This is a genomic window from Porphyromonas cangingivalis, assembly GCF_900638305.1.
Lineage (GTDB): Bacteria > Bacteroidota > Bacteroidia > Bacteroidales > Porphyromonadaceae > Porphyromonas_A > Porphyromonas_A cangingivalis.
Genome location: NZ_LR134506.1, coordinates 1,502,908 through 1,525,596 on the forward strand (window position 1 = coordinate 1,502,908; position 22,689 = coordinate 1,525,596).

The window sequence follows — 22,689 nt, forward strand, 5'->3', positions numbered from 1 at the left end:
CAGAGGTTTGCACAGCGGGCTAAAGTGCAGAAAGTGTGGATTTATCCAGAAGTTCCATTACCAAATCGTTAGTCCATTCCTCGAATGGTAATGAAGAGGTAGGAGAAGGTAACCAACAGAAGAGTATTCGGCAACTCATCTTTCTGCTATTACGATGCTTATGCTTTGTATTACAATGTTTTACATCTAAGCAATGTATTAGTCCTTCCAAAACCACCAGTTCAACTTTTCCTTTTCCCGATTCTCCGGCGGTGTTTGTGCGAAGTAAACGGCACATCTGAAAGCATACAATACGCAACGGTCTTGCACCACTCCGGCATAGTCGTTGGACAAAGCAAAGAGTACTTCAGGGTCTTTGTCTTTCAAGTCGTCAATGGAGGATATTCCGATATTCCACAAGTCGGTTGCAAGCGATTTTCCTATCCCGGGAATTACCGTTAGTTCCTTAATGGCCTGCTCTTTGGTCATCGCATCTGACGAACTATATAACAAGGTTTCCCTCGTTGTCAATCTGCCAAAAAGGATTGTAGGCTACCTCGAACACATAGCCGTCCAAATCCCTGAAATAGCCGCTGTAACCGCCCCAAAATACTTTCTGTGCCGGTTTCACGATAGTTGCCCCGAGCTGTTCGGCTTCCTGCATCACGGTATCGACTTCTTCCTCTGATATGGCATTATAGCTGATTGTCATGCCCGAAAAGGATGTCTGCTGATGACTTAATGTAGTATCCTTTTCCAATTCCTGCAGTGGATACAGTCCCAAAACTATTCCACCGAGAGGGAATAGGGCATAGGCTTCCTGACTCTGTTCCGACTTCTTCCATCCCAAGCCCTCATAGAAAGCTAATGCCTTTTGAAAGTCTGTTACTCCCAATGTGATTAAAGTGAATTTCTGTCTCATAAGTCATACATTATAGGGTTTGCCACAAAGTTACTCATTTACAATTAGAAAGACGAAAAAAGGGGAGATCATCCTCTTGCGAAATCTTTATTCCCGATAGTTCTCTTGCAGTAATCGGTTGATGTCAGAGAGGCGATAGAGTATTTTGCCAGCGATTTGGGTGTAGGGAATAATGTCCTTGTCTCGATAATCCTGCAAGGTACGAGGGCTGATAAAGATACTTTCAAGAAATATCACGAGAGTTCTCTCTGCGCAACAAGAGAGAATGTAAGCAGAGCAATCGGGACTATTGGGGACGAACGATGTTTTCTTGTAAATCCCCAAAAACATTGCTCCAAACTCATACATTATTCGGAGCCAAAAGACATAAAAGCCTAATTCTTATGCCTATATTTGTCAAGGCATCACCTTATAACACAAAGCCCATCCGAGGTCTCCTCGTCGAAATCATGATAAAAGCAATACTCTCCAAAATAGCCATCATCGTCCTCCCCTCCACACTCTGGTTCCTGCTCACGGGGATAGGGATAGGCGCCCAAAGTTTGTCCAATCTCATAGAGGTTGTCATCATATTCGGCCTTTCACTACCGGCAAGCATACTTTCTCCCAATATCATTTCCACAAAACGTGCTCTTATAGGCTTACTGATTTTGACCGTATTGCTCAGACTATTTATGCCACTTCTGCCCGAATAAGACGGATAAAAAAGAGCACTGACCTCTCCGTTCGGAAGCCTTCTTGTCGCCCCCAAGGGATCTTCCTTATATCTCCCCCGCTTCTTCGTTCGGATTTTTTCTAAAAAGAGAGATAATGTTATACCTTTGCAGGCGTAACTCTCACTCTGTGGCAACAGTGTATTTGAGACCCGCCATGAGCACTATATAGACGAGGGATTTTTACCCTCTTGCCGATGAGGGGGAGGTGACCGAAAAACATAACAACATCAAAATGGAGGAGCATTGCAAACATAAATTCGGGTTCTTGAACACGGCAGTCCTTGTGCTGTCGATCTACGTCCTTTGCGCACTGATCATCGACACGACATTCAAGCTGCCTGAGGAGACATCGAGGCTGCTGAACTACATCGACATCGCTATCTGTATCTTCTTCTTTTTCGACTTTTGCGTCAGATTATCTCACGCAAAGGACAAGTGGAAATTTATGCGCTGGGGATGGATCGACTTGATTTCGAGCATACCGATGATAGACTTCTTGAGGTTCGGCAGGGTATTCAGACTCATCCGACTGCTAAGGATATTGAGAGCTTTCAGGACAACGAAAGAGTTTGTGACCTACATCTTCCAAAACAAGTCCCAAGGGGCGTTCACCTCCGCAACGATCCTCGCCATCCTGCTCATCATCTTCTCGTCGATCGCCATCCTCCAAGTAGAGACCGATCCCGAGAGTAACATCAAGACGGCCGAAGATGCCATCTGGTGGGCTTACGTGACGATCACCACGGTGGGCTATGGAGACAAGTTCCCCGTGACAACAGAGGGGCGCATCATCGCAATGTTCCTGATGACTGCCGGAGTCGGACTCTTCGGCACATTCACTGCCTACATCGCTTCGATATTTGTGTCGGACAATAACAAGGAGGGGAACAAATAAACGCCACATCCATTGATGAGAGGTTGAAGGCAGTGACACATCGTGAAACGCCAACAATAGTCCTAATCACTTCTTATCGACCTGTAAGCCTATGCTCTATCCCCCATTACCCAACCTCTCAAACCGCTAAGCAATACCTCCTACAAGACATCAAGAAGGGTAAGACAATTAAGTCTAGTGAGCTACAGACTCCTTGAGGCGGATACGTAGAAATGAGTGAGGAATTTCCTCTTCCATAAGCATCAGATTATCCACAGAGGGACAGACCTCAAGATAAATCCAACCCTCCGCATCCATAAAGGGTAATTTGTCCCCATAACGGTACCCAACCGTTGCTCTCCAATAGGGGAAGCGACACTGAATTCCTCGCTTCGCCTCTCCATCCTCGATCAGGACCGCTCCTAGAGAAGTTGGTTCCTCCCAATATTCGTCATAGAGCCATTTCTGATTGGGGGAGCATAGAGGAGGGGCGCTAACACTACAATCTTCGACACGGTCTTCGTCAAAAGGGAAGAGATCCCAACGGCAGTAACGATTACCACAGACTAGATTGTAGTATAAATCAAGTTCCTTGATGTAGCCCAAACCGTCATATTCATTAGTAGCCTCTTCGGCTGTTATGGTCATCGTCCTACTGGAGCGAGTTATTGTCAGGGGGAACTGTGTCCACTTCTCCCCCTGAATGCGAGGGATCTCTCGCCTCTTGGCTTCTACGAACACCGACTCATCTATAAGCTCCACATCAAATAATTGTTCTTGGAGAATATCTCCATCGACAGGATTCTGCTCTACCTGTACCAAGCTGTTTGTCAAACGCATATCTTCTACCCGAGCTATGGCATTTGTCGGCACCCAGGCTTTGTAATACCCCATGAATTCCCCCAGCTCATAGTATAAGTAAAAATGTATCAGAGTCCAAGCTCCTTTCACCTCTGCTTGACCCAATTGACTACCATAGGACATAAACAAGATGGGCTGCTCCGTGCTGTCAGCAGATGCATATAGACCGACCTTAGGTACGGCAACATACCGCCATAAATGATGAGGTAAAGTATCTATATCTTCCCCTTTCTCCAGCCTCTCCAAATTGATAGAACCTTGCTCAGACTTACCGGCAGAGGAACAAGCCATTGTCCAAACACAAAGCAGTAAGCAGAACAAAATCAGACCGCTCTTTTTCTGCGTGTGAGATATGCACAAATGCAAAAGGTTGTCACATCGTTTCATAGATATATACTTTTATTATGGTTTATTCAAGAGGAGAAGAGTGATATGTCCTTTGCTCCCCTAGAGAGTCGATTTTGTACTATCTACAACTGACTCGGCTTGATCTGACCGGCCGTTATTCGGGATTAGAGGTTAAGGAAGAAATAAGTTATTTGCGTATTAGCATCTGAAAAAAACGACAAGAATAAATTCCAATAACATACTGCCCTAGGTAAGACAAATGTAGTTGATTTTTTTGCTTTTCAAATGAGTTCTAAAAGTTTTTTTGATCAGACAATCATAATACTGCTCATAGAACCAAATGACTGACAGGAAGGCATGACAGGCTCCGAGACTTGAAGACTTTTTATCTGCTCCTCAGTCAGAATTCCCCATACCAAACTAACACAAAGTCATAACGCAATGAATAGGTTGGTCCAAAATAAAAATACGCCACAACCAGATTTTATGGTTTTAAGTCACATATTATTTTCAATAACAAGAGAGCAAACAAGTAATTCATTCAGACTGTAATCGACGATAACCGACGGTAATCGACCGATTCGGTGACTCGTGGTATTATCTTTGCATCCACAAAAAAAGTCTCCTCCGACCTCCTGAAAGATCGAAGAGATATAGTCTCAAACCTAAGGCAGACTCTTTACTACAAAACACCCTTTGTTGACCGACACACAGACCTAGTGACAACTTGTTTTTTGATCAAAATCAGGAAATGCGACAGTGTCTGCACAGCTGATAGGGATTGTAATTACCATCTCTATCAAACCCTGCTTATCTGGCAGGATATGCTTCTTGTAAACATACCGACAGATCTTACCTTTTCGTACCCAAAGGGCATATGAATCTACTCCGAGTTTACCGCTTTTAAGTTTACAATAACAAAAGTCCATATGAGCGCAAACTCCCTCCAAGCGAATATCTTCTCGATCCAAGAACACACAAAACAAACTAATTTACAGCCACTTATTCACCTCATGGCGGATTTCTTTAGATCAAACTAACGTTATATTACTATCAAATACCTTTTTTACTTAACTATAACGCCACAAAAAATGATTCTTCAACTCAGGCTCCCCATGAAGAACCTGATATAGAGAGACTGATTTACAAACATATATACAAAAATATTTTCTCACATCGAACTCACATTAAGGCTAACATATACCTATTTCAAAAAAACTGAATGCAACATTCCACTCGTAACTTTTTTATTATCTTTACTGCGGTTATTTTTTTAACCAAAAACAAGGTCAATATAAAAGCAAAACTTTTCTTATGCATTACAGCTAGCTTGTTGTTTTTTCTTTAAACCCTTGCAAGTCTATTAAAGAAATACACATCCCAAACAAAATCAAAATGCAATAATCAAGGTGGATAAAAATCGAAAAAACATATCACAATAGAATTACGAGAAAAGCCGTCCTTTAAACCAGAAGAACTTTCTCTTGTCATTGAGAGATCTTGAAATATCCAACAGTGGTAAAAACGCATTTAAAGCAGGAAAACTCACAGAAAGTGAAGAATACAAATTCTTCAAAGAATATAGAAAAGTTTGGTGGGTATAGAACTCCTTTTAAAAACTATGAGTAAAAAAATATTCTTATCATTATCGTTCTTTTTATTTCTCAGTTATTCCTGCATTAGCATCAAAGGATTAACTGATGGATACAAGAGTTTGTCTAAAGAGCATAAAGAGAGGGTAGTCAGACTAGCCTCCCTTTCGACGGGAAAATTCAAACACATAGCAACTCCGGATTCTGTATACGTAGTATCTGCCAATACACTAAAAAATATTATCCTAAACAGCAGGAGTGAATATCAATTATTATACGAATACATTCCTGACTGTCCTTCAGAAATATGCATCCCAATCAAAACTTTTTTAGATATATGTACTCAATATGGGGCAGAGCCTATTATATTATCATTCTACTTTGATAATAATCTATTTAGCAAGTCATCAAATGATTTTATTTGCTATGTAGCTGACTCAAAAGCCTACAAAACGAAGTTTGTTTACAAATATTCTCCAAAGTTTATTTCAGAGCTGACAAATGGGGCTATCAAAGAAAATGACTCTTGGATGTACAATATGTACCTGTTTCATAAGGGCATCTTTGTTAAAACCATAAACATACTTAGGCATGAAGAGGAGCTATCCGAAATCCTTAGAGTTCGATAAATTGTGATCGTTGTTTACGCCTAAAAAATGCTAGCAGATAGCAGTAGTCTTTTTCAATCCATAACCGACGATAACCGACGGTAATCGACCGACTCGGTGAGTCGTGGTATTATCTTTGCATCCACAAAAAAAGTCTCCTTCGACCTCGTGAAAGATCGAAGGAGACAGTCCACTATCTTGTGAGAGCAGTGCTATTTGCGCTTGTGTGGAACGACTGAGAGTGCACCGCCGGCACTATTGCCTCTGAACTCGGGGGCATAGTAGGAGACGACCTCGGCCGGTCCGTAGACAAATGCCCCTTCGGTGGTGGCTGTGGCTTCGAGTTCGAAGACGTGTCGCCCTCTCGGGATATAGTCCACAAAGAGTTGGTCGGCACTCTCGGTGCGGCGATAAGCCCACCAAACTCGATCGGAGATCTTGTAGCCGTTGAGGTTGTAACCCGGTTCGCTCCCTGCCGGACGATCGTCTCGGATGGTGACGAGAGAGAGGTCTCTATTCGTTTCGACAGTATAGCGTACGATGAGCTTTTCGCCCTTGAATGCCGGAGCATCGATGGTCACGGGAACGATGGCGGTCTTGCCCTCGTCCCGAACACGGCGAGCAAAGACTTCCTTGGAGACCTTCAGATGTTCGCCCGTAGGTGTGACTTCGACCATCGGTTCAGTGACATGATAGACAACCCCTCCGAAGAAGAAATCGGTGGTGATACCTTGATCCAAAGCGACTTCTACACTACTACCGACACCGTCAAGTTGTCGTGTGACAAAACCCATGGCTCGCTCGACATCGGTGAGAGCTGTCACCCTGCCGTCGATGACGAGGGTCGCACCCCGATCGACCTTGGTAGGTGTGACATGAGTGAGAAGGAGTTTGATGGCTTCGATGGAGTAAGTATCGTCCCAGATGACACCTTGCTTGTGGCGAAGGAGAAGGGCAATGACGTTCTCGGAGAGGAGCATCTTGTCCCGAGCTTGTTTGTACAGCTCGAAGCCGACTTGTTCGCTATCGCTGAAGGTGTGACGGCTCATATCGTCGATGAAGGTCTGCACCTCGCTGTTGTGCTTGACATCACCATAAATGCGAGCAAACCTGCCATAGCGAAGGAGAGCGCTGACCCAGAAGTTGCGGTAGCCCTTACGTGCGGTGTCGGCCTCTTCCTTCAGACGAGAGGTGAAGGCTTTGTCCATCGTCTTGATGTCAAGACCGTGAGCATGACGGATGACAGCATAATCGATGAGACTGAGATAACGATTTCGCTCCTTCTTATACTCCTTGTCCAGAAAAGCGAAGGCTTCTCCTATCTCTTTGGACAGCCTTGACACTCGCTCGGATTCGGGGGCGTCACCGAGCATCTTGAGGACATAAAGTGTAAGCCATGTAGAGGGGTATCCTCGCACGAAAGTCCACCCACCATCGGCATGGACAGCGGATTTGATCCTCTTCGTGAGGTGCTTGAGATACTCTTCGAGCCGATGATCATCGGTAACGAAATCATAGAAATACACCAACGTGCGTGGATCGGTCAGTCTCTGTGACATGAAGTGTCCGCGATCGGACTTGAGATCGACGGATGGACTTCTCTTGGCGGCTTCGTGAAGATCGGGCAGTGCCTCAACGATCGAAGCTCTCACCTCGGGATGAGTGCGGAAGAGTGCCCTGATGTTGGAAAAGACAACGAAGTGGTGCAGTGCTCCATAGATGGACAACTGATCGACACTGTGCTCCATCGACATGGTGTACTCTTGCGCAAGGCGAGTGAGAACAAGGTTGGTGGGATTGAAGTAGGCAAAGAGGTTGGGGACAGAACTGAACTTGTCCGACTTGGGCAGGTCAAGCCTGACCTGAGTACCTTTGTATAGAGAAAATGGTACGGCAACACCGTATTCCATGAGATGTGAGCGTAACGGTATCGTCCGCTTGACAGCATCCGAATAGCCATCGGTGATGATCTGTGCGGTGAGCGAGAGACTGTCTCCGATGAGGTGTGCAGGCAGGAGTTCGAAACGGACAGCCGTTGCGCTTTCAGCCGCAACCGTTTGGGTACCCGAAGTGAGTTCGTCATCGCCGATGAGGACACGATACGAGATCGGAAGAGCGATCTTCTGTGTGTTGCGCAGAAGGACTTCGCCGATCATCTTGTCTCCTCGGGTGAGGTAGCGTGGGAGATTGATCTCGACAGACACAGGTGCAAAGACATCGAAGTGGTGGTCTTCGATCTCCTGTGCTTCCAACTTCTTATCGAAGACAAACACCTTCTCGACATACTTCGTCTGAGTGTGTGGCAACGAATACTTGAAGTCGACCTCTCCCTTGGCATTCGTCGTCAGGAGGGCGGTAAAGTAAGCCGTCTCAGAGAAGTCGGAACGCGTCTCGATCTCGACCTCATCAAAGCCTCCTCCTTTGGCGGCCATCGGTGCACTTCGGGATGTGGCCATCTCGAGCGAAGCGACATTCATGGTCTGCACCTCCATACCCATATCTCTGACACTTGCCAATCGAGGCTGCCCATAGAACTCGAAGACACGAGAGATCTTCTGCCAGAAAGAGCGACCTCCTGCGACATCAAGTACGGCCTTGTCAAAGACTGTCACAAGGACGGCCGCATCAGTCAATGGCTTACCGCCATCCTTGATGATATATCTGCGCGATACTTCTGCTCCGGGCACGAAGGTCTTATTTTCGTCCAATAGTTCGATGGTGACACCCTTGGCATCCTCTTGACGCTGAAGGGGTATCTCCAACTCCTCTCTGAACGTGTCTCCATTCCTTATCGTGGAGAATGTCACCTTGGCTTCACTTCCGGAAAGGAATCTTCGGGGGATACGCACCGTAACCATGTTCTTATCGGCACGAATGATGTCATAATGAACGATATCCTCCTTATCCTTGACAATCATCAAGATGGATAGGTCATGCGAACTACCGACACGTATCAGCAGGTCTTTGGGGTTAGATTCCTGTGGGCTGTAAGGCATCACCCATAGCGGCATAGGTACAGGGGGGTGCTTGTCCTTTCGACCGTAGACATACACTTCTTTCAGTTCATTGACGACTTGATTTCCATAGCCATCGGTAGCTCTCAGCCCAAGGGTATATGCCCCACTTTTGAGGGTCGGCATCGAGAAGGTCTTACTGCCTTTGATGGGCAGTCGGCCAAGCTCCACCACTTCTCCCTGAGCACCCTTCAGATAAGCATAAACACTGTATCGATCGAGGTCACCGAGGGGGAGCTTGGCATAGGGTTGAGACTCCGTACCAAGCGTGAAGTCGGCCTTGTCGAGAGCAGACACGGAGATCAGCGCACCTGCACTCAGTGGCAGATCTGTGCTGTCCTTCTGCATACCGAGAGAAGTCGTAGCTATACGACCGAGCGCATCTATGGCAGAGACCCTGAGATAGTCTCGGTAGTAGCTCCTAAGGTCGGATATGGGCAGTGTCCGAACTTCAAAACGACCGCTCTCATCGACGTCTTGGGATATCGTCTTCTCGGACTTATCCGTGTCATAGGAGATCGTCACTCTTCCCGAAGATGGGTGTCCGTTGAGGTCGGTCATCCGGCCATGGATGATCATGGGTCGACCGATGACATAACCCGAAGGGATGCTGTCGATATGGACCTGAAGATGCTGGAGCTTATAGGATTGGACATTGATGTAGTACTGTGTCTGATACGCCCCTTCAGTGGCGACAACGAAATTCGTGTATGCTTCATCCTTCGGGAGTGCGTAGGCAATCTCCGCCACACCGTTGGCATTGGTCTTGATCGGCATGGTCGCCAACCTCGTGCGTTTGCCATCGATGTCGGCATAGATGATGACCCGATCCGAGTGATTCGGCACGATCTCAAACCCTTCGGGGTTATCATTGTAAAACACCAACCCCGCCTTGACCACCTGACCATAGCGATAGATCGGTCTGTCGGTATAGACCTTGACCTCCCTACGCATCTCTCTTATGACTTTCGTGTCATAGATACGATATATGTATGACCTGTACTTGTCATCCGCAAGACGATCGTCCTTGATGACAAGATACATATCCTCCGTCTGCCTCAAGACCGAAGCATGCCCTTTGTCATCGAAAATCACGGTGCTGATCTCTCTTTGCTCGGTACGATCATAGAGTATCCCCCTCACGCCCTTTATCGGCTTGCCATCGTGGGGATCCAGAGCAAAGAATTCGTGACGATCGTCCAGACCATGATCCATCACCCTGAGACGATCATGAGTGATGGTCTCTCTGTCGAAATATCTGTCGGACGACTTATGTCCCAAAGTATAATGATAATGCCCCGTCCCGGAGAGAGCCTCCCTAAAGTTCTGCCGAACGACACGGTTCGCCTTGGGCGCAAGGACCCGAGCAGAAGTCCGTCTCCCTCCCTCTTCATACCAACCGGAGGACTTTGTCCGCAGGCTCTTCACCTCCACCTCTTGATCGGTGATGGCCACAACCTGCACCGTAACAGACCCGTCCCCGGCCTCATAATCCTTGAGAGCCAACCTACCGACAGGAGCGAACACCTCCGCTTTTGCAGCATTGATGCGCTTCTTATAATCCGAGATCGTCAACTTCTGTACCAACCTCTCATATCCACGCACAAGAGCCTGCTCTGCTTGCACCCAAGCCCGCTCATCCTCCGCACTCGCGTCGAACGACAAGACCTGACTCTTCAGATCGCTGACCTTCTCCCATTCTCGCTCCCGCAGGATAAGGAAGTCGATCATCACCTCCTCATCTTTGCCCTCGAAAAGGGGACGAAAGCCCTCCAGAGCCTTGATCCTCTCATCGCTTCGGCTCTTCTTACCACACAAGAACTCACACAGCACCAAGCCCTCGGCATAGAAGCCCTCACCACAAGCGGATGAGATTTCGTCGGCGACAAAGGCATCCATCTTCTCCTTGAGTGAGTATTCGGAGTCACTGTAACGGACAAGCTCCCAAAACCTCATCAGCGTCGACAAGACAGCATCATACCGGTGGCTCATCTTGTCTATATCTCCATACAGAAAGATATTCTGAGCTCTCCGCACCTGTATCTGATAGATGAGATCCTTGACGGGGAGCTGAGCCAGAACTTTTCGCTGTGCCAGCAGACCTCTCAAGGTCGCCATCACCTCTTCGGTCGTCCGTTCGTAGCCCCACTTCAAGGTATCTGTCGAAGTCGCCTCCTCGTCATATTCTCTGATGACTCTGTTGTAATTTGCACTCAACCTATTGAGCGCAAGCATCTGCGGAAGTATGTCTGTTTTCTCTTTATCACTCATGATTGCACTCTTGGTAAGTCTTTCGGGACCGAGGATCGTACTGCGGGTCGCAGCTCCCACGCGCCACAAGAGAGCGGCAAACAGTGATAAGATGACGAGCAGACTGACAACTTTGTATCTCATATCTCTATCCGATTTTTTGGGGATTAGTCACTACACCATCATTTCAACTTTCGAGCCTGCCTGACCTCCTCCTCCGAAGCCCCCATCTGTCGGGCCTTGTCGAAGTCGAGACGAGCCTCCTTCCCCTCCCCATACATCGTCCATATCCGTCCACGCAGGAGATAATCCTCATACGTGACACGCTCAGGGTACTTCATCACCTCACGCACATCCTTCAGCGCAAGAGCCTTGCGATCCTGAGCAATATAAAGTCGTGCACGCTCACGGTAGGCCACGGGGATCTTCGGGAAAGAGGAGATGAGGAAGTGGTAGATCCTCTCCGCCTTCTCGGGATTGCCCTTCTTCAGCTCGGCCGAAGCAAGGGCAATGCGAGGGAGATAGGCCTTCTCATTCGCCTCTATGATCGTCTCAAGATCCTTGATGGCAGCATCATAGAGCTTCATATCGGTCTTGAGCAAGGCTCGGTTGAAGAGCGACAGCTCTCGCTTGGGGTTGATCTCCACGATACGATCATAGTCGAAGAGGGCTTCGTCATAACGCCCCAACTTGCCCAAGATCTCCGCTCTACGCTCCCTCAGAGCGATGAGGTCGGGCTGTAAAGAGATTGCCTCGTGCATCTCCTTGAGTGCAAGGGTCGTATCACGACGAGCGAGGTGTATCTCGGCAAGGTTGCTACGGAGCATGTAGTTGGTCGGAGCCTTGGGCATCAAGGCAAGCGCACGAGAGAAGTACACAAAGGCACTGTCCACCTGCTCCTTATCCAAAGCCTCATAGCCACGCACCACTTCTACCTCATACTCTGTCTCCTTGGCTTCCTGCGCCGACCCCAAGAGGGGGCAAGCCATCAGGGCACATCCCATAACCCATCGTAAAATATGCTTTCTTATCATGTGGAAAATATCTAATACGTTCTATCGCAAATGTACACAAAACAATGGGTTATCAAAGGTCGGCAGCCTAAATTCTTTCATTTCAAGCCATCAGAAGCGTCGGACTGCCATCCCACAAAAGTCATGGAAGGCAACAAAAAAGGTCGTTAGACTCGATGTATCGAATCTTACGACCTTCGTCATCGAGTCTAACGACTTTTTTTGCACCGGTGAAGAGCCTCGACACCATCATCGGAGGAGAAGCACCGAAACACAATAGGCGGACCAATCTCAGTTCGGATTGGTCCGCCTATTGCATTGGCTTTCTCAATGGTCGTTTTTAGTTGTTTTCTTTGATCTTCTCAATACTCCTCCTCGTTGAAGAAGAAATCCTCCTTGCTTGGGTAGTCCGGCCAGATGTCTTCGATGGAGTCATATATTTCGCCCTCATCTTCGATCTCTTGGAGATTTTCGATGACTTCAAGGGGTGCGCCCGAGCGTTGAGCATAGTCGATGAGTTCGTCCTTGCTCGCAGGCCATGGTGCATCGTCGAGTTTTGAAGCGAGTTCTAATGTCCAGTACATAAAGCGTCGATTCGTTTTGGTTAGGGTTAATAATTCATTCAATAGCACTCTATTTCAGTCTGCAAAAGTAAGATTTTTTTCATCACTGACAAGTCTGATCCCACGTAATTTCTTCGCCTGACTCCATTCGGGCAAGATTTCGTGCGAGGATGAAGAAGTAATCCGAAAGACGATTAACAAACTTCAACACACCATCCTCGACCTCAGCACCTTCGTCCACCACACGGTAGATACATCGCTCTGCCCGGCGAGCAACGACACGACAGATGTGTGCTGCGCTTGTAGCCTTCCCTCCCGATGGGAGGATGAAGAGCTTCATGGGAGGCACAGCGGCATCGAGACGGTCGATCTCACCTTCGATACGTTTGATCGTCTCTGCAGTGATGCCACTGGGGACTTCGAAGTCCATGGGCTGCGAATTATCGGTGGCGAGATAGGCTCCGACGGTAAAGAGTTTATGTTGGATGAACTTCAAGGTCTCCTGATTTCGATCCTCCTTGGGCAAGTAAGCCATGAGGAGACCGATGAAGGAGTTGAGCTCGTCCACCGTGCCATAACTTTCGAGACGGTTACAAGACTTCGGGACTCGTTGCCCACCGACGAGAGAGGTCTTGCCTTTGTCGCCGGTCTTGGTGTATAGTTTACTTTTCTTTTCCATTCAAGATTGGTGTTTCATTGTTAAGAGTTTAGTATGCTGCACGATATACGGACAGATGTTTGTTGCGGTTGATGATGACGCCACAGTCGTAGGCATCCAGCACGATACCTTGGTCGAGGTTGCGGATCATCGTTCGCCACGCGGAGTAACTTGCCCTGTCCCGACGGATCCCGGAGATCAGTACCACGGCCTCATCATCGGGCAAACAGTGGGTGAGGAAGCTTAGGGCTTCGTCGACCTGATCACAGATGAGCATGGTGCGCTGTCCGTCCCCCGGATGAGAGTACGGTGCGCCCGTCATGAGGGCATGCTTGATCCTCCCATCGGCAGACAGACCATAGTGTCGGGCATCATCTACACCCTTGGAGAGGGCATAATAAGCCACCGAAGGGTGCATACGGGCAACGAGTCTGAACCACAACAAGCCCACGTCAAGACCGATCCCCTCCCTACGCTCCTGCTCGGACTTGGCGTGATACCTGGCTCTGAGGGCGTTGTCGGCATAATAGGGATAAGGCGGAGCCATGACCTCCCGAATGAGACGGAAGGCAAAGGTGGAGTGCACACTGTGTCCGGCTCGGTAACGCCAGCGTCGGAGCACCTTGTTGGCATAGATAGACTTTCGTCCGAAAGGTTTCATACTTTGGTTCCTCAGTTCTTTGTCTCCGGACCATCTCTGTGGTTTGTCGGACGGGCAGGCAAGGCCTCGAACCGGCTGATCTTCTGGACAAGGATGCCGTTACGGAAGATGAGCTTGGTCCAGTTGATCCCGATCACACCGTCTCTGCCCGACGTATCCCTGCGGAAGATGAGCCTGTCGATAAGGACGCTGTCACTCTGCATCTCAAACTCGGTGTCGAAGACATCATACTTGATATAAGGGCTCATCATGACATCTCTGAACGACATGCCGGGGCGGACGTTCTCAAGGCGGAGCTCAAGTCTCGGATCCTGCACACGACGGCTCGAACCACAACTCGACAATGCCACGGCACACAGCATGACAAGAAGTGTGGTGATGATATGTTTTTTCATAACAGATGATGTCTATTATTTACTGTTGTTATTGTTTTGAATAGGTATCGGGAGGGGAGGAAATGCCGGAGGCAGAGGTACAAATTCGTTTCGCTTTTCGACAAGCTTTCCGTTTTTGAACCAAAGAGTGACCCAATCATGTCCCACAAGGACATTGGTATCGTAGACCTCAAGGCGGAAGATCAGGCGTTCGATACGATTGCCATAGCTGTCATTTTCGAACTCGGTGGCATGGAGGTTATACTGTATTGTTCGGTTTTCCATGACTTGTTCGCGAGAAAGTCCGGGCTTGAGGGAGTTGAGCGTCGATCTGATCGACAAGGCAGCACAACCGGAGAAGGCTACAGCCGCCACAAGGACGAATACCGCTCTTAGAAACAACTTTTTCATATTCGTGATTTTTGGTTAGACACTTATTGATTATCGGCACAGCAAGCCGACCCAACGGTTGTCCTCCAAGACTGTGACGATCTTTCGCCCATGCTCAGAGAGCGCATCATCGATCATAGGCACATCGTCGATATAGAAGCCACTGAGGAGGAGAGTCCCCTCCGGCTTGAGATGCTTGAGGTATGTGGACAAGTCCGCCAGGATAATGTTACGGTTGATATTTGCGACGAAAAGATCCACGACAGGACAGTCTGCCAGCACCGTGGCATCGCCGTGACGGACATCGAGGGTGACGGAGTTGAGCCCGGCATTGTCGATGGCGTTGCGTACCGACCACTCATCGAAATCGATGGCGAAGCACTCCTTTGCCCCCAACTTCATCGCATAGATACCGAGGATGCCACTGCCACAGCCCATATCGATCACGGACATTCCCTTGGGAGAGACTGTCTTGATCAAGCGCAACATCGATGCCGTGGTGGCATGATTGCCCGTGCCGAATGCCATCTTAGGATCTATGATGATCTCCATCGGAGTAGTCACTTTGTCGGTATGGAATGTAGCACGTATCGTGACATCATCGATACAAAGGGGACGGAAGTAGTTGCGCTCCCACTCCTCGTTCCAGTTCTTATCTTCCATTTCCTTGACAACGAAGGCGGGGCGATCATCTCCGTCATAGGCATTGTCAAGCATCGTACGGAGCACACTCTCATCATAGGCCTCCCGAGGGATATAAGCGAGGAGCTCGTCAGCCTTCGATTCAAAGCTGTCGAACCCCAGTTCGCCGAGATAGTAAGAGAGGACATCATGCCTCACCTCATGCTCTTGTCCCTCGGCATCATAAGGAAATCTAAATGAACACTCTAAGTATTTCATCTGCACAGAGACCATTGTGGGTCTATCACAAATGTACAAGATTTTTCGGATAAAGTTCTTTCGGACTTGAATATTTGTCCTTCCGACACCCCCGATCCTTGAGCAGAATATAAGACAATCTTCTCAAAAAGAACTTTTTCAGAGCTATACACAGGCAGTAGTCGACAAAATGATTGTCTTCACAGACATTTTTTATATATTTAGGGCATTACCTACAAATTCGTTTAATTATGAAGACACTTCTACTATCAGCCGCTCTCCTGTTTACGGTATGCAGTATGCGAGCACAAGAGATCGCCGGGAGCTGGAAAGGCACACTGGATGTCATGGGCAACAAACTCGAAATCATCTTCAAGTTCTCAACCGAAGATGGTAAACCCGTGGCCAAGATGGATGTACCTGCCCAATCTGCAAAAGATGTCCCCATGACTGTCAGACACATCAGCGCAGACTCCGTAAGCATTGCCATCCCGATGCTGACCATCGAGTACACAGGCAAACGTTCGGGCGAAATCATCAAAGGGACATTCAAACAAAGCGGGATGGTCTTCCCCCTCGATCTGACCAAGGGTAAAGCCGAAGAGGTCAAGAGACCTCAGACCCCCAAGCCGCCCTTTCGCTACGAGACAAAAGAAGTAACATTTACCAATCCTAAAGCGGGTGCCACACTATGCGGCACCCTCTCTTTTCCCCTTAACCATGACCCTAAGTCCCCTCCATCTGTCGTTATCTTCGTCACCGGGAGCGGTGCACAGGATAGGGACGAGACGATATTCGAGCACAAGCCCTTTGCCGTCATCGCCAACCACCTCGCACGCCATGGGATAGCCTCTCTTCGCTATGACGACAGAGGCACAGGCGCATCCACGGGAAGATTTGAGGGAGCGACGACAGCCGACTTTGCACAAGATGCAGAAGCAGGCATCGAATATCTAAGGGCGCACGAAGGGTTCGACAAAGTAGGTATCCTCGGACACAGCGAAGGTGGAAGTGTGGCATTCATGCTGGGTCACAAAGGTGTCGCAGATTTCGTCATCGCCTTGGCAGCACCGGGCGTTGCGGGCGAAGAGATACTTCGAGATCAGATGATCACTCAATCAAAAAAGATGGGAGCTACTGAGATATCGGAAGAGTTCATCCTCAACGAGCTCAACAAACTCAAAGCCTCTCCATGGATGTCGTTCTTCATGACCTATGACCCAAGCGAGGACATCCGGGGCACAAAGGTCTCCACGATGGCGATCAACGGTAGTCTCGACACACAAGTCAGAGCCTCACTCAACCTCACCAAAATTCGCAACTTCTTACCCTCCCACCCCAAGAACCTCATCAAAGAATATCCCGATCTCAATCACCTCTTCCAGCACGCCTCCACCGGCCATGTCGAAGAGTACCATAAGATAGAAGAGACCATCTCCCCCGAAGTCCTCACCGACATCGTCGCGTGGATCAAAGGACTGTGAACACTCCTTTAATGTTGTATCATGGCGATACAAAGATAACACACAAGGACATCGCCGTCGTCGATTAAAGCAGAGCCGAAAGCCCGAGAACGGACTTTCGGCTCTGTCTGTATCTACCCCCATAACGCATCAGAAGCGGAGGAGGCACGAGAGGAGGAACTCTCTCGGGCGGAGAGAGACTTCGTAGGAGTGGTAGCCGATGTCGTTGATCTCTGAGGAAGAGTAGCGGTTGTGATCGAAGAGGTTGGTGATCTTCAGACTGAGGTCGACACGGCGAGTGGGAGTGTAGGTGAGGTAGGCATCGCAGAAGTGGTGGTGCTCATACTTGTCGCTGATACCTCGGGACATGGAGTGTTGCCATTTGGCACCGCCCTGCCACTTCTCTCCGATACCGAAGGAGGTGTAGAAGACTCGGCGCAACTGTATGTTGAGGCCTTTCGGACTGTATGTGCTTACTTCTCGGAAAATGGGAGACGTCAGGGTGTAACTGAATATCGAGTTTTCCCACTTGCGAAATGTCACCTCTATACCGGGCATCAACATGTGGGCAGACACATCGAAGCGTTTGGTGGCACGAGATACGGGCATCTTGTTGAAGTTGTAGTCGAGCGTACCTCTGATGCCGAGACCTATCTCGGTGAATGTCTTGTCGATCGACATGAGGGCAAAGAAGCTGTGGGAGAGGTGCGAGCTACGGACGGCTTCTGTCGTGGACTGCGACTGCTCGTGTCGGACATCGGTATAGGCCTCCCTTTGTCTCACGGTATAGGTCAGCAGGAGGTGCCCGAAGAGCATCTCGGCAAGATCCTTGTAGCGGAGGGTCGAAGAGGCGGAGGCCGAACTATTGACACGCAACAGAGGCAAGGGGAGGTGAAGACTACGGTAGTCTCGATACAGAGCAACGGGAGCGTAGAAAGACTCATAACTGCCCGCCCGGCGGAACGAAGCCCTTGCCGATGCTTGCCAAAGCCCTCCGATACGATGATGGTAGTCCACTTGGGGCATCACGAACCAATACCCTCTTCGCTCCTTTTCCTTCCCCATATCCAATCGTGTGGAGATGTATCCCAATGGCACGGAAAGTGACAGTGTCGAATTGGCATACTTCCATCTGTACGAAGGTGACACTCCCGCTTCTATCTCTCCAAAAGAAGCATGCCCCTTCGGCTCGACCCCGACAACACTCTCGAAGTCACGGCTGACAAGGTTGAAGAAGGCTTCCATCCCCACCCTGTGGTTGCCCCAAAGCGGGACGGATGTGTTGAGGAAATTACGACTTACCCACGAGTGCCGTTTGAGCTCTTGTACCATGGCGTTTGGCGACTTGTCCGTGACAAAGTCAAGATGCTCGCTATCGCGATGATAGCGGGTGCGGGACTTGATGACGAAGATCTGCTCTCCGAGGGTGAATGTCGCATTGAAGGTATTTTGGATGTGACGAGGGGCGAAGTCCGAGGATTGGCGGATCTCCGATGTGCCGTGCAAAAGCACTTCTCGCTCCTGTATGTCGGAGGATAGCACCCCGGAAAGCTCATTGGAAAGGAAAGTCTTGTCGGAGTTGAGTTCGTAAAAGAGCGTACCGTTGTAGGACGCTGCCTTGTTCAGCAAGCGGTTGCGTTCATCTACCTCGACCGGCATCGGACCGCCATACTTGTTGATGCTGTGATCCTCACGGCGGATCTTGTCGGCATAGCCCGAGAGGTTGAGTCGGATGTGTGAGGTCTCCCCTGTGCGCTGGAGATCATTGATGCTCCAGACCTTGGCGTTGTTGAAGAGGAAACGCTCCTCGAAGTCCGGCAGTACGTTTATCGACTTTTGTGAGACGAAGGGTTCGGGTGCAGAGATGTGGAGATCGCTGTTGAAGAGGTCGAAGTGCTCGATGTTTTCGGTCGAAAGGTCGGTACCGCTGTTGTTCATCTTCCCCGTGATCATCATCTGATTCGTCCGACCAATGATGGCGGTGAAGAGCCTGTTGTTCCATATCTCGGGTGCGACCCCACCACCGAGGGCGACCTCTCCGAAAGGACGCACCTTGTACGAGTCCTTGAGCTTGATGTTGAGGGCGGCTTTGTCTGTGAACACCTTTCCCTTGAGGGCACGGACATTCTGATGATTTTCGAGGACCTGCACCTGTGCCACCGCTTCGACAGACATATTGCGTGTGGCTTGGTTGTAACGATGCCCGAGGAGGTCTTGCCCCTCGATGTAGAACTTGCTGATCGGTTCGCCTTGGTACGAAATATGTCCTGTCTTTGAGATCGTGATACCGGGGAGCTTACGCAACAAGTCCTCAAGGTACTTGTCTCCCTTGCTGACGAACGAGCCGGCATTGTACTTGAGTGTATCCCCCTCAAGCTTTATAGGGGGTGCATTGACCTGCACTTCGCGGAGTTGTTCGGGCTTCGAGGTCAGTTCGACCCGACCGCCGAGCCGTCTCAGTTCGTCGATGGGCAATTTCACCCGAGCGTAGTTGATGAGTGAGAAAGACACCTCCATCCCTCTCTCCGTGGGCAGTTCGACTCTGCCCTCACCATCGGTAAGGGCATAACTCACCATCTGCCCATCGAAAGACAAGACCCGACACACGACATCCGCCACGGGGCGTTTGTCACCGGCATCAAGGACAGTGACTTTGAGGACTCCCTCCGTCGCAGTCTGCGCCCAAAGGGGCATCGCACTCCCCAATAGCAGGAGCACAAGAAGGATGACTTTTAGCTTCATCATAAGATTTACTCAAGCTCTATGGGGTTGTAGGGGAGTTTATTGTTATTCTTTTTCTGCTCTTCGGTCAGAGTCATCCGACCACTTGCCATGATGGCCTTTGTAGGGTCTTCACAACTATTCTTTACGGCTTGCCTTATCCATTCACGCTTACCGCCAAAAGCTCTCGGGCTGGTGTATATCAAGTCCGTGGATCTTGATTTTGTAATCCCACTGAAGGTAAAGGTATGGTGCTTTTGATCGTCTCTCAATCTCATCAAGAGTCCGGGAAGTCCGTTGAACTTGTACGGCCCATACGGCATATCGATCTCTTCGGTGTACCATGCCACATACGATCGTCCACGGTAGGTAAGAGTTGCCTTCTTGCACTTGTAGTTCGATATGATCGTATCTCCCGGGACAAGCTTCCATCTCATGTCATTGGCAGGCTCTTCATAGATGTATCGATTAGCAAAAGGGACACGAATGCTTATACTGTATTTCTTGTTCTTTCGATCAAAGATGACGACATCGTATGTAGTTTCAGGTCCGACGCTCAGAGCCATATTAAGGGCTTTGTTTGAGGGCCATTTTTCCTTTGCTCCCACGTCAAGGATCGAATCCCCCCTGAAGCCATTATAGTCCCTAAACATATTGTACACCTTTCCTACGAAAAGGACCGTAATCCCCTTACGACCCATCAGTGGTTTTGCATCAGGACGAAGCACACAGACATAGTCATAATATACACGATACTGCGGGTAGTCCAATACCGTTTTAGGTATGGTATCTGTATCTATTCCTTTTTCATCGGAAGTAACCTTAATATTCTGTCCTTCTGCTCGAAAAGTCACAGAAAATAAAGATAATACGAACAAAACTAATGGCAATATCTTCATAACATTATAAGTATAAGAGAATGTATATCATAGCATCAACAGCTCCAAAACCCATACACTCAAAGTTCAAGTCATTGTTTCATCCTAAAGATTACTCCAACTCTATGGGGTTGTAGGGTGTTTTCTTGAGGTCTTTCTTTTCTTCGGGAGTGAGTTGAGATCGACCATCCCCCTCCAATGCCTTTGCAGGTTCGTTGTGAAAGTTCCATATCCCTTTTCTTATCCATTCACGTTTGCCTCCGAAGGCACGAGGATTACTGTATATGAGGTCTGTGAGTGTCGCCTTTGTCATCCCCACGAATGTAAAAGTATGATGTCTTTGTGTGTCTCCCACCTTCATCACAAGCCCGGGAAGTCCGATGAACTTATAAGGGCCATAAGGCATATCGATCTCTTCGGTATACCATGCCACATACGAACGTCCTCGATAGGTTGTTGTCGCCTTTTTACACTTATAGCCCGACACGACAGAGTCTCCGGGTACGAGTTGCCACTTTAGGTCTTTCGCCGATTCTTTGTATGTATATCTTGCCACCAAAGGCACTGACACCTCCATGATAAACTCTCTTTGCTTACGATCTGTGAGGACAACATCCCGACTTATAGCTTCTCTATTCATAGATAACCCCATATTGAGAGCTTTACCGGAAGGCCAATTCTGCTTTGCGCCAACATCCAATATAGAGTCGCTCCTAAATATGGTGTAATCCTTGTGCATATTGTATCTCTCTTTTCCGAGAAGAAGGAGTGTAATACCCTTTCGACCCATCAATGGCTTAGCTTTAGGATTCTGCACATGGAGATACTCATAATATATCCGATATTGAGGGAGGTCAAGTAGCATCTTAGCAATTGTATCTGAACTAAATCCCGCTTGATCAGACTGTATTTTGATGTTTTGAGCTTGCAGTTCGCTTCCCATGATAAGGAGGAGCACCGACAAAGCCTTGAATGCGACCTTATATTTCTTCATAAACGGTGGAGTAGCAAATTTCAATACATCATTCCAACTCTATGGGGTTGTAGGGCAACCTCTTGATGTCCTTTCTATCCTCGGCAGTAATCACGACTCGCCCCGAAGCCTCCAAGCCCTTGACAGGGTCATCGTAATAGTTTCGGATACTTTTTCTTATCCATTCACGCTTACAGCCAAAGGCTCTCGGATTGGTGTATATCAAGTCTGTGGGAGCCGTCTTTGTCATACCCACGAATGTAAAGGTGTGATGCTTTTGGGTATCCCTTATCCTCATTATCAGCCCGGGAAGTCCGTTGAACTTATACGGTCCATACGGCATATCGATCTCTTCGGTGTACCATGCCACATAAGATCGTCCACGGTAGGCAAGAGTAGCCTTCTTGCAGTTGAAGCCGGAGATGATCGTATCTCCGGGAACAAGTGTCCATGCCATATCACCTGCCGCCTCTTCGTAGATATATTCACCATTCAAAGGGAGACGCAAATTCATGCTGTATGTCTTAGCCTTTCGATCGAAGACGACCACACCGGGCATCGTCTTGGCACCGAGATTCAGAGTCATGTTGAGGGCTTCTCCCGAAGGCCACTTTTCCTTCGCACTCAGATCAAAGATGGAGTCTTTCCTGAGACTCATATAGTCCCGAAACATATTATACTGCTTTCCGATCAAAAGGACAGTCATACCTTCACGCCCCATCAAAGGGGTTGCATCGGGCTGAACGACACAGACATAGTCATAATACACCCGATACAGGGGATAGTCCAATACCTGCTTTGCGACAGTATCGGATCTAAATGTCCCATCTTTGGACTCCACTCTGATGGTCTGCGCTTGGAGATGAATTTCCGGCAAAAAAGGGAGTACAATAAGCAACAAGATTTTTGATATATGTGTCATAGTCTTGGTATTTTTCGGTTTTTGGAGAGG

The 22,689-nt window shown here is 48.5% G+C and carries 19 protein-coding genes and 1 pseudogene; 4 read left to right on the forward strand and 16 right to left on the reverse strand.

Annotated elements, in window-relative coordinates:
- Window positions 1-198: 198 nt before the first annotated feature.
- The 3 genes and pseudogenes from EL262_RS06225 to EL262_RS10155 all read right to left on the reverse strand — a co-directional run.
- Complete coding sequence (locus EL262_RS06225) at window positions 199-468, reverse strand: helix-hairpin-helix domain-containing protein (protein WP_025837463.1); 270 nt, start codon at window positions 466-468, stop codon at window positions 199-201.
- Window positions 469-481: 13 nt separating this feature from the next.
- On the reverse strand, window positions 482-901 hold the full coding sequence (locus EL262_RS06230; RefSeq protein ID WP_025837461.1) for a VOC family protein: 420 nt from the start codon (window positions 899-901) through the stop codon (window positions 482-484).
- 87 nt (window positions 902-988) lie between these two features.
- Window positions 989-1,126: pseudogene (locus EL262_RS10155) on the reverse strand (helix-turn-helix domain-containing protein); the annotation flags it as partial.
- 158 nt (window positions 1,127-1,284) lie between these two features.
- Between EL262_RS10155 and EL262_RS06240 the strand changes: the two are divergent.
- Entirely contained in the window at window positions 1,285-1,596 is a 312-nt protein-coding gene (locus EL262_RS06240; protein WP_025837458.1) for a hypothetical protein, read from the forward strand.
- A 253-nt stretch (window positions 1,597-1,849) separates the two neighbouring features.
- Window positions 1,850-2,512, forward strand: a complete 663-nt coding sequence (locus EL262_RS06245; RefSeq protein ID WP_025837455.1) for a potassium channel family protein — start codon at window positions 1,850-1,852, stop codon at window positions 2,510-2,512.
- A 174-nt stretch (window positions 2,513-2,686) separates the two neighbouring features.
- Here EL262_RS06245 and EL262_RS06250 read toward each other — a convergent pair whose 3' ends face one another.
- Complete coding sequence (locus EL262_RS06250; RefSeq protein WP_126464381.1) at window positions 2,687-3,643, reverse strand: hypothetical protein; 957 nt, start codon at window positions 3,641-3,643, stop codon at window positions 2,687-2,689.
- 1,678 nt (window positions 3,644-5,321) lie between these two features.
- Between EL262_RS06250 and EL262_RS06255 the strand changes: the two genes are divergently transcribed.
- On the forward strand, window positions 5,322-5,921 hold the full coding sequence (locus tag EL262_RS06255; protein ID WP_078735700.1) for a hypothetical protein: 600 nt from the start codon (window positions 5,322-5,324) through the stop codon (window positions 5,919-5,921).
- 191 nt (window positions 5,922-6,112) lie between these two features.
- On the opposite strand, the gene EL262_RS06260 is transcribed toward EL262_RS06255, so the two are convergent.
- The 8 genes from EL262_RS06260 to prmA all read right to left on the reverse strand — a co-directional run bounded on the left by EL262_RS06260 (window position 6,113) and on the right by prmA (window position 15,723).
- On the reverse strand, window positions 6,113-11,308 hold the full coding sequence (locus tag EL262_RS06260; protein ID WP_078735699.1) for an alpha-2-macroglobulin family protein: 5,196 nt from the start codon (window positions 11,306-11,308) through the stop codon (window positions 6,113-6,115).
- A 38-nt stretch (window positions 11,309-11,346) separates the two neighbouring features.
- A complete protein-coding gene (locus EL262_RS06265) occupies window positions 11,347-12,168 on the reverse strand; it encodes a tetratricopeptide repeat protein (protein WP_223191289.1) in 822 nt (273 codons plus the stop codon).
- 371 nt (window positions 12,169-12,539) lie between these two features.
- Entirely contained in the window at window positions 12,540-12,761 is a 222-nt protein-coding gene (locus EL262_RS06270) for a DUF2795 domain-containing protein (protein WP_025837444.1), read from the reverse strand.
- A gap of 82 nt (window positions 12,762-12,843) precedes the next feature.
- On the reverse strand, window positions 12,844-13,419 hold the full coding sequence (locus tag EL262_RS06275; RefSeq protein WP_025837442.1) for a cob(I)yrinic acid a,c-diamide adenosyltransferase: 576 nt from the start codon (window positions 13,417-13,419) through the stop codon (window positions 12,844-12,846).
- A 28-nt stretch (window positions 13,420-13,447) separates the two neighbouring features.
- Complete coding sequence (locus tag EL262_RS06280; protein ID WP_078735697.1) at window positions 13,448-14,059, reverse strand: hypothetical protein; 612 nt, start codon at window positions 14,057-14,059, stop codon at window positions 13,448-13,450.
- 11 nt (window positions 14,060-14,070) lie between these two features.
- Entirely contained in the window at window positions 14,071-14,454 is a 384-nt protein-coding gene (locus tag EL262_RS06285) for a hypothetical protein (RefSeq protein ID WP_025837436.1), read from the reverse strand.
- 15 nt (window positions 14,455-14,469) lie between these two features.
- Window positions 14,470-14,844, reverse strand: a complete 375-nt coding sequence (locus EL262_RS06290; protein WP_025837434.1) for a hypothetical protein — start codon at window positions 14,842-14,844, stop codon at window positions 14,470-14,472.
- Window positions 14,845-14,874: 30 nt separating this feature from the next.
- Entirely contained in the window at window positions 14,875-15,723 is an 849-nt protein-coding gene (prmA, locus tag EL262_RS06295) for a 50S ribosomal protein L11 methyltransferase (protein ID WP_025837432.1), read from the reverse strand.
- 230 nt (window positions 15,724-15,953) lie between these two features.
- Here prmA and EL262_RS06300 point away from each other — a divergent pair, with 230 nt between their 5' ends.
- Window positions 15,954-17,186 (forward strand): alpha/beta hydrolase family protein, encoded by a 1,233-nt coding sequence (locus tag EL262_RS06300; RefSeq protein ID WP_036853427.1) that lies wholly within the window; start codon window positions 15,954-15,956, stop codon window positions 17,184-17,186.
- 129 nt (window positions 17,187-17,315) lie between these two features.
- Here the strand turns inward: EL262_RS06300 and EL262_RS06305 are convergent, their stop codons facing one another.
- The 4 genes from EL262_RS06305 to EL262_RS06320 form a co-directional block, all read right to left on the reverse strand.
- Window positions 17,316-19,910: a hypothetical protein gene (locus EL262_RS06305; RefSeq protein WP_078735696.1), complete on the reverse strand. Its 2,595-nt coding sequence runs from the start codon at window positions 19,908-19,910 to the stop codon at window positions 17,316-17,318.
- Window positions 19,911-19,915: 5 nt separating this feature from the next.
- A complete protein-coding gene (locus EL262_RS06310; protein ID WP_159100504.1) occupies window positions 19,916-20,740 on the reverse strand; it encodes a GLPGLI family protein in 825 nt (274 codons plus the stop codon).
- 136 nt (window positions 20,741-20,876) lie between these two features.
- Window positions 20,877-21,758, reverse strand: coding sequence for a GLPGLI family protein (locus EL262_RS06315; protein ID WP_025837422.1), 882 nt, complete (start codon window positions 21,756-21,758; stop codon window positions 20,877-20,879).
- Between the two features lie 28 nt (window positions 21,759-21,786).
- On the reverse strand, window positions 21,787-22,659 hold the full coding sequence (locus tag EL262_RS06320) for a GLPGLI family protein (protein WP_078735694.1): 873 nt from the start codon (window positions 22,657-22,659) through the stop codon (window positions 21,787-21,789).
- Between the last annotated feature and the right edge of the window lie 30 nt (window positions 22,660-22,689).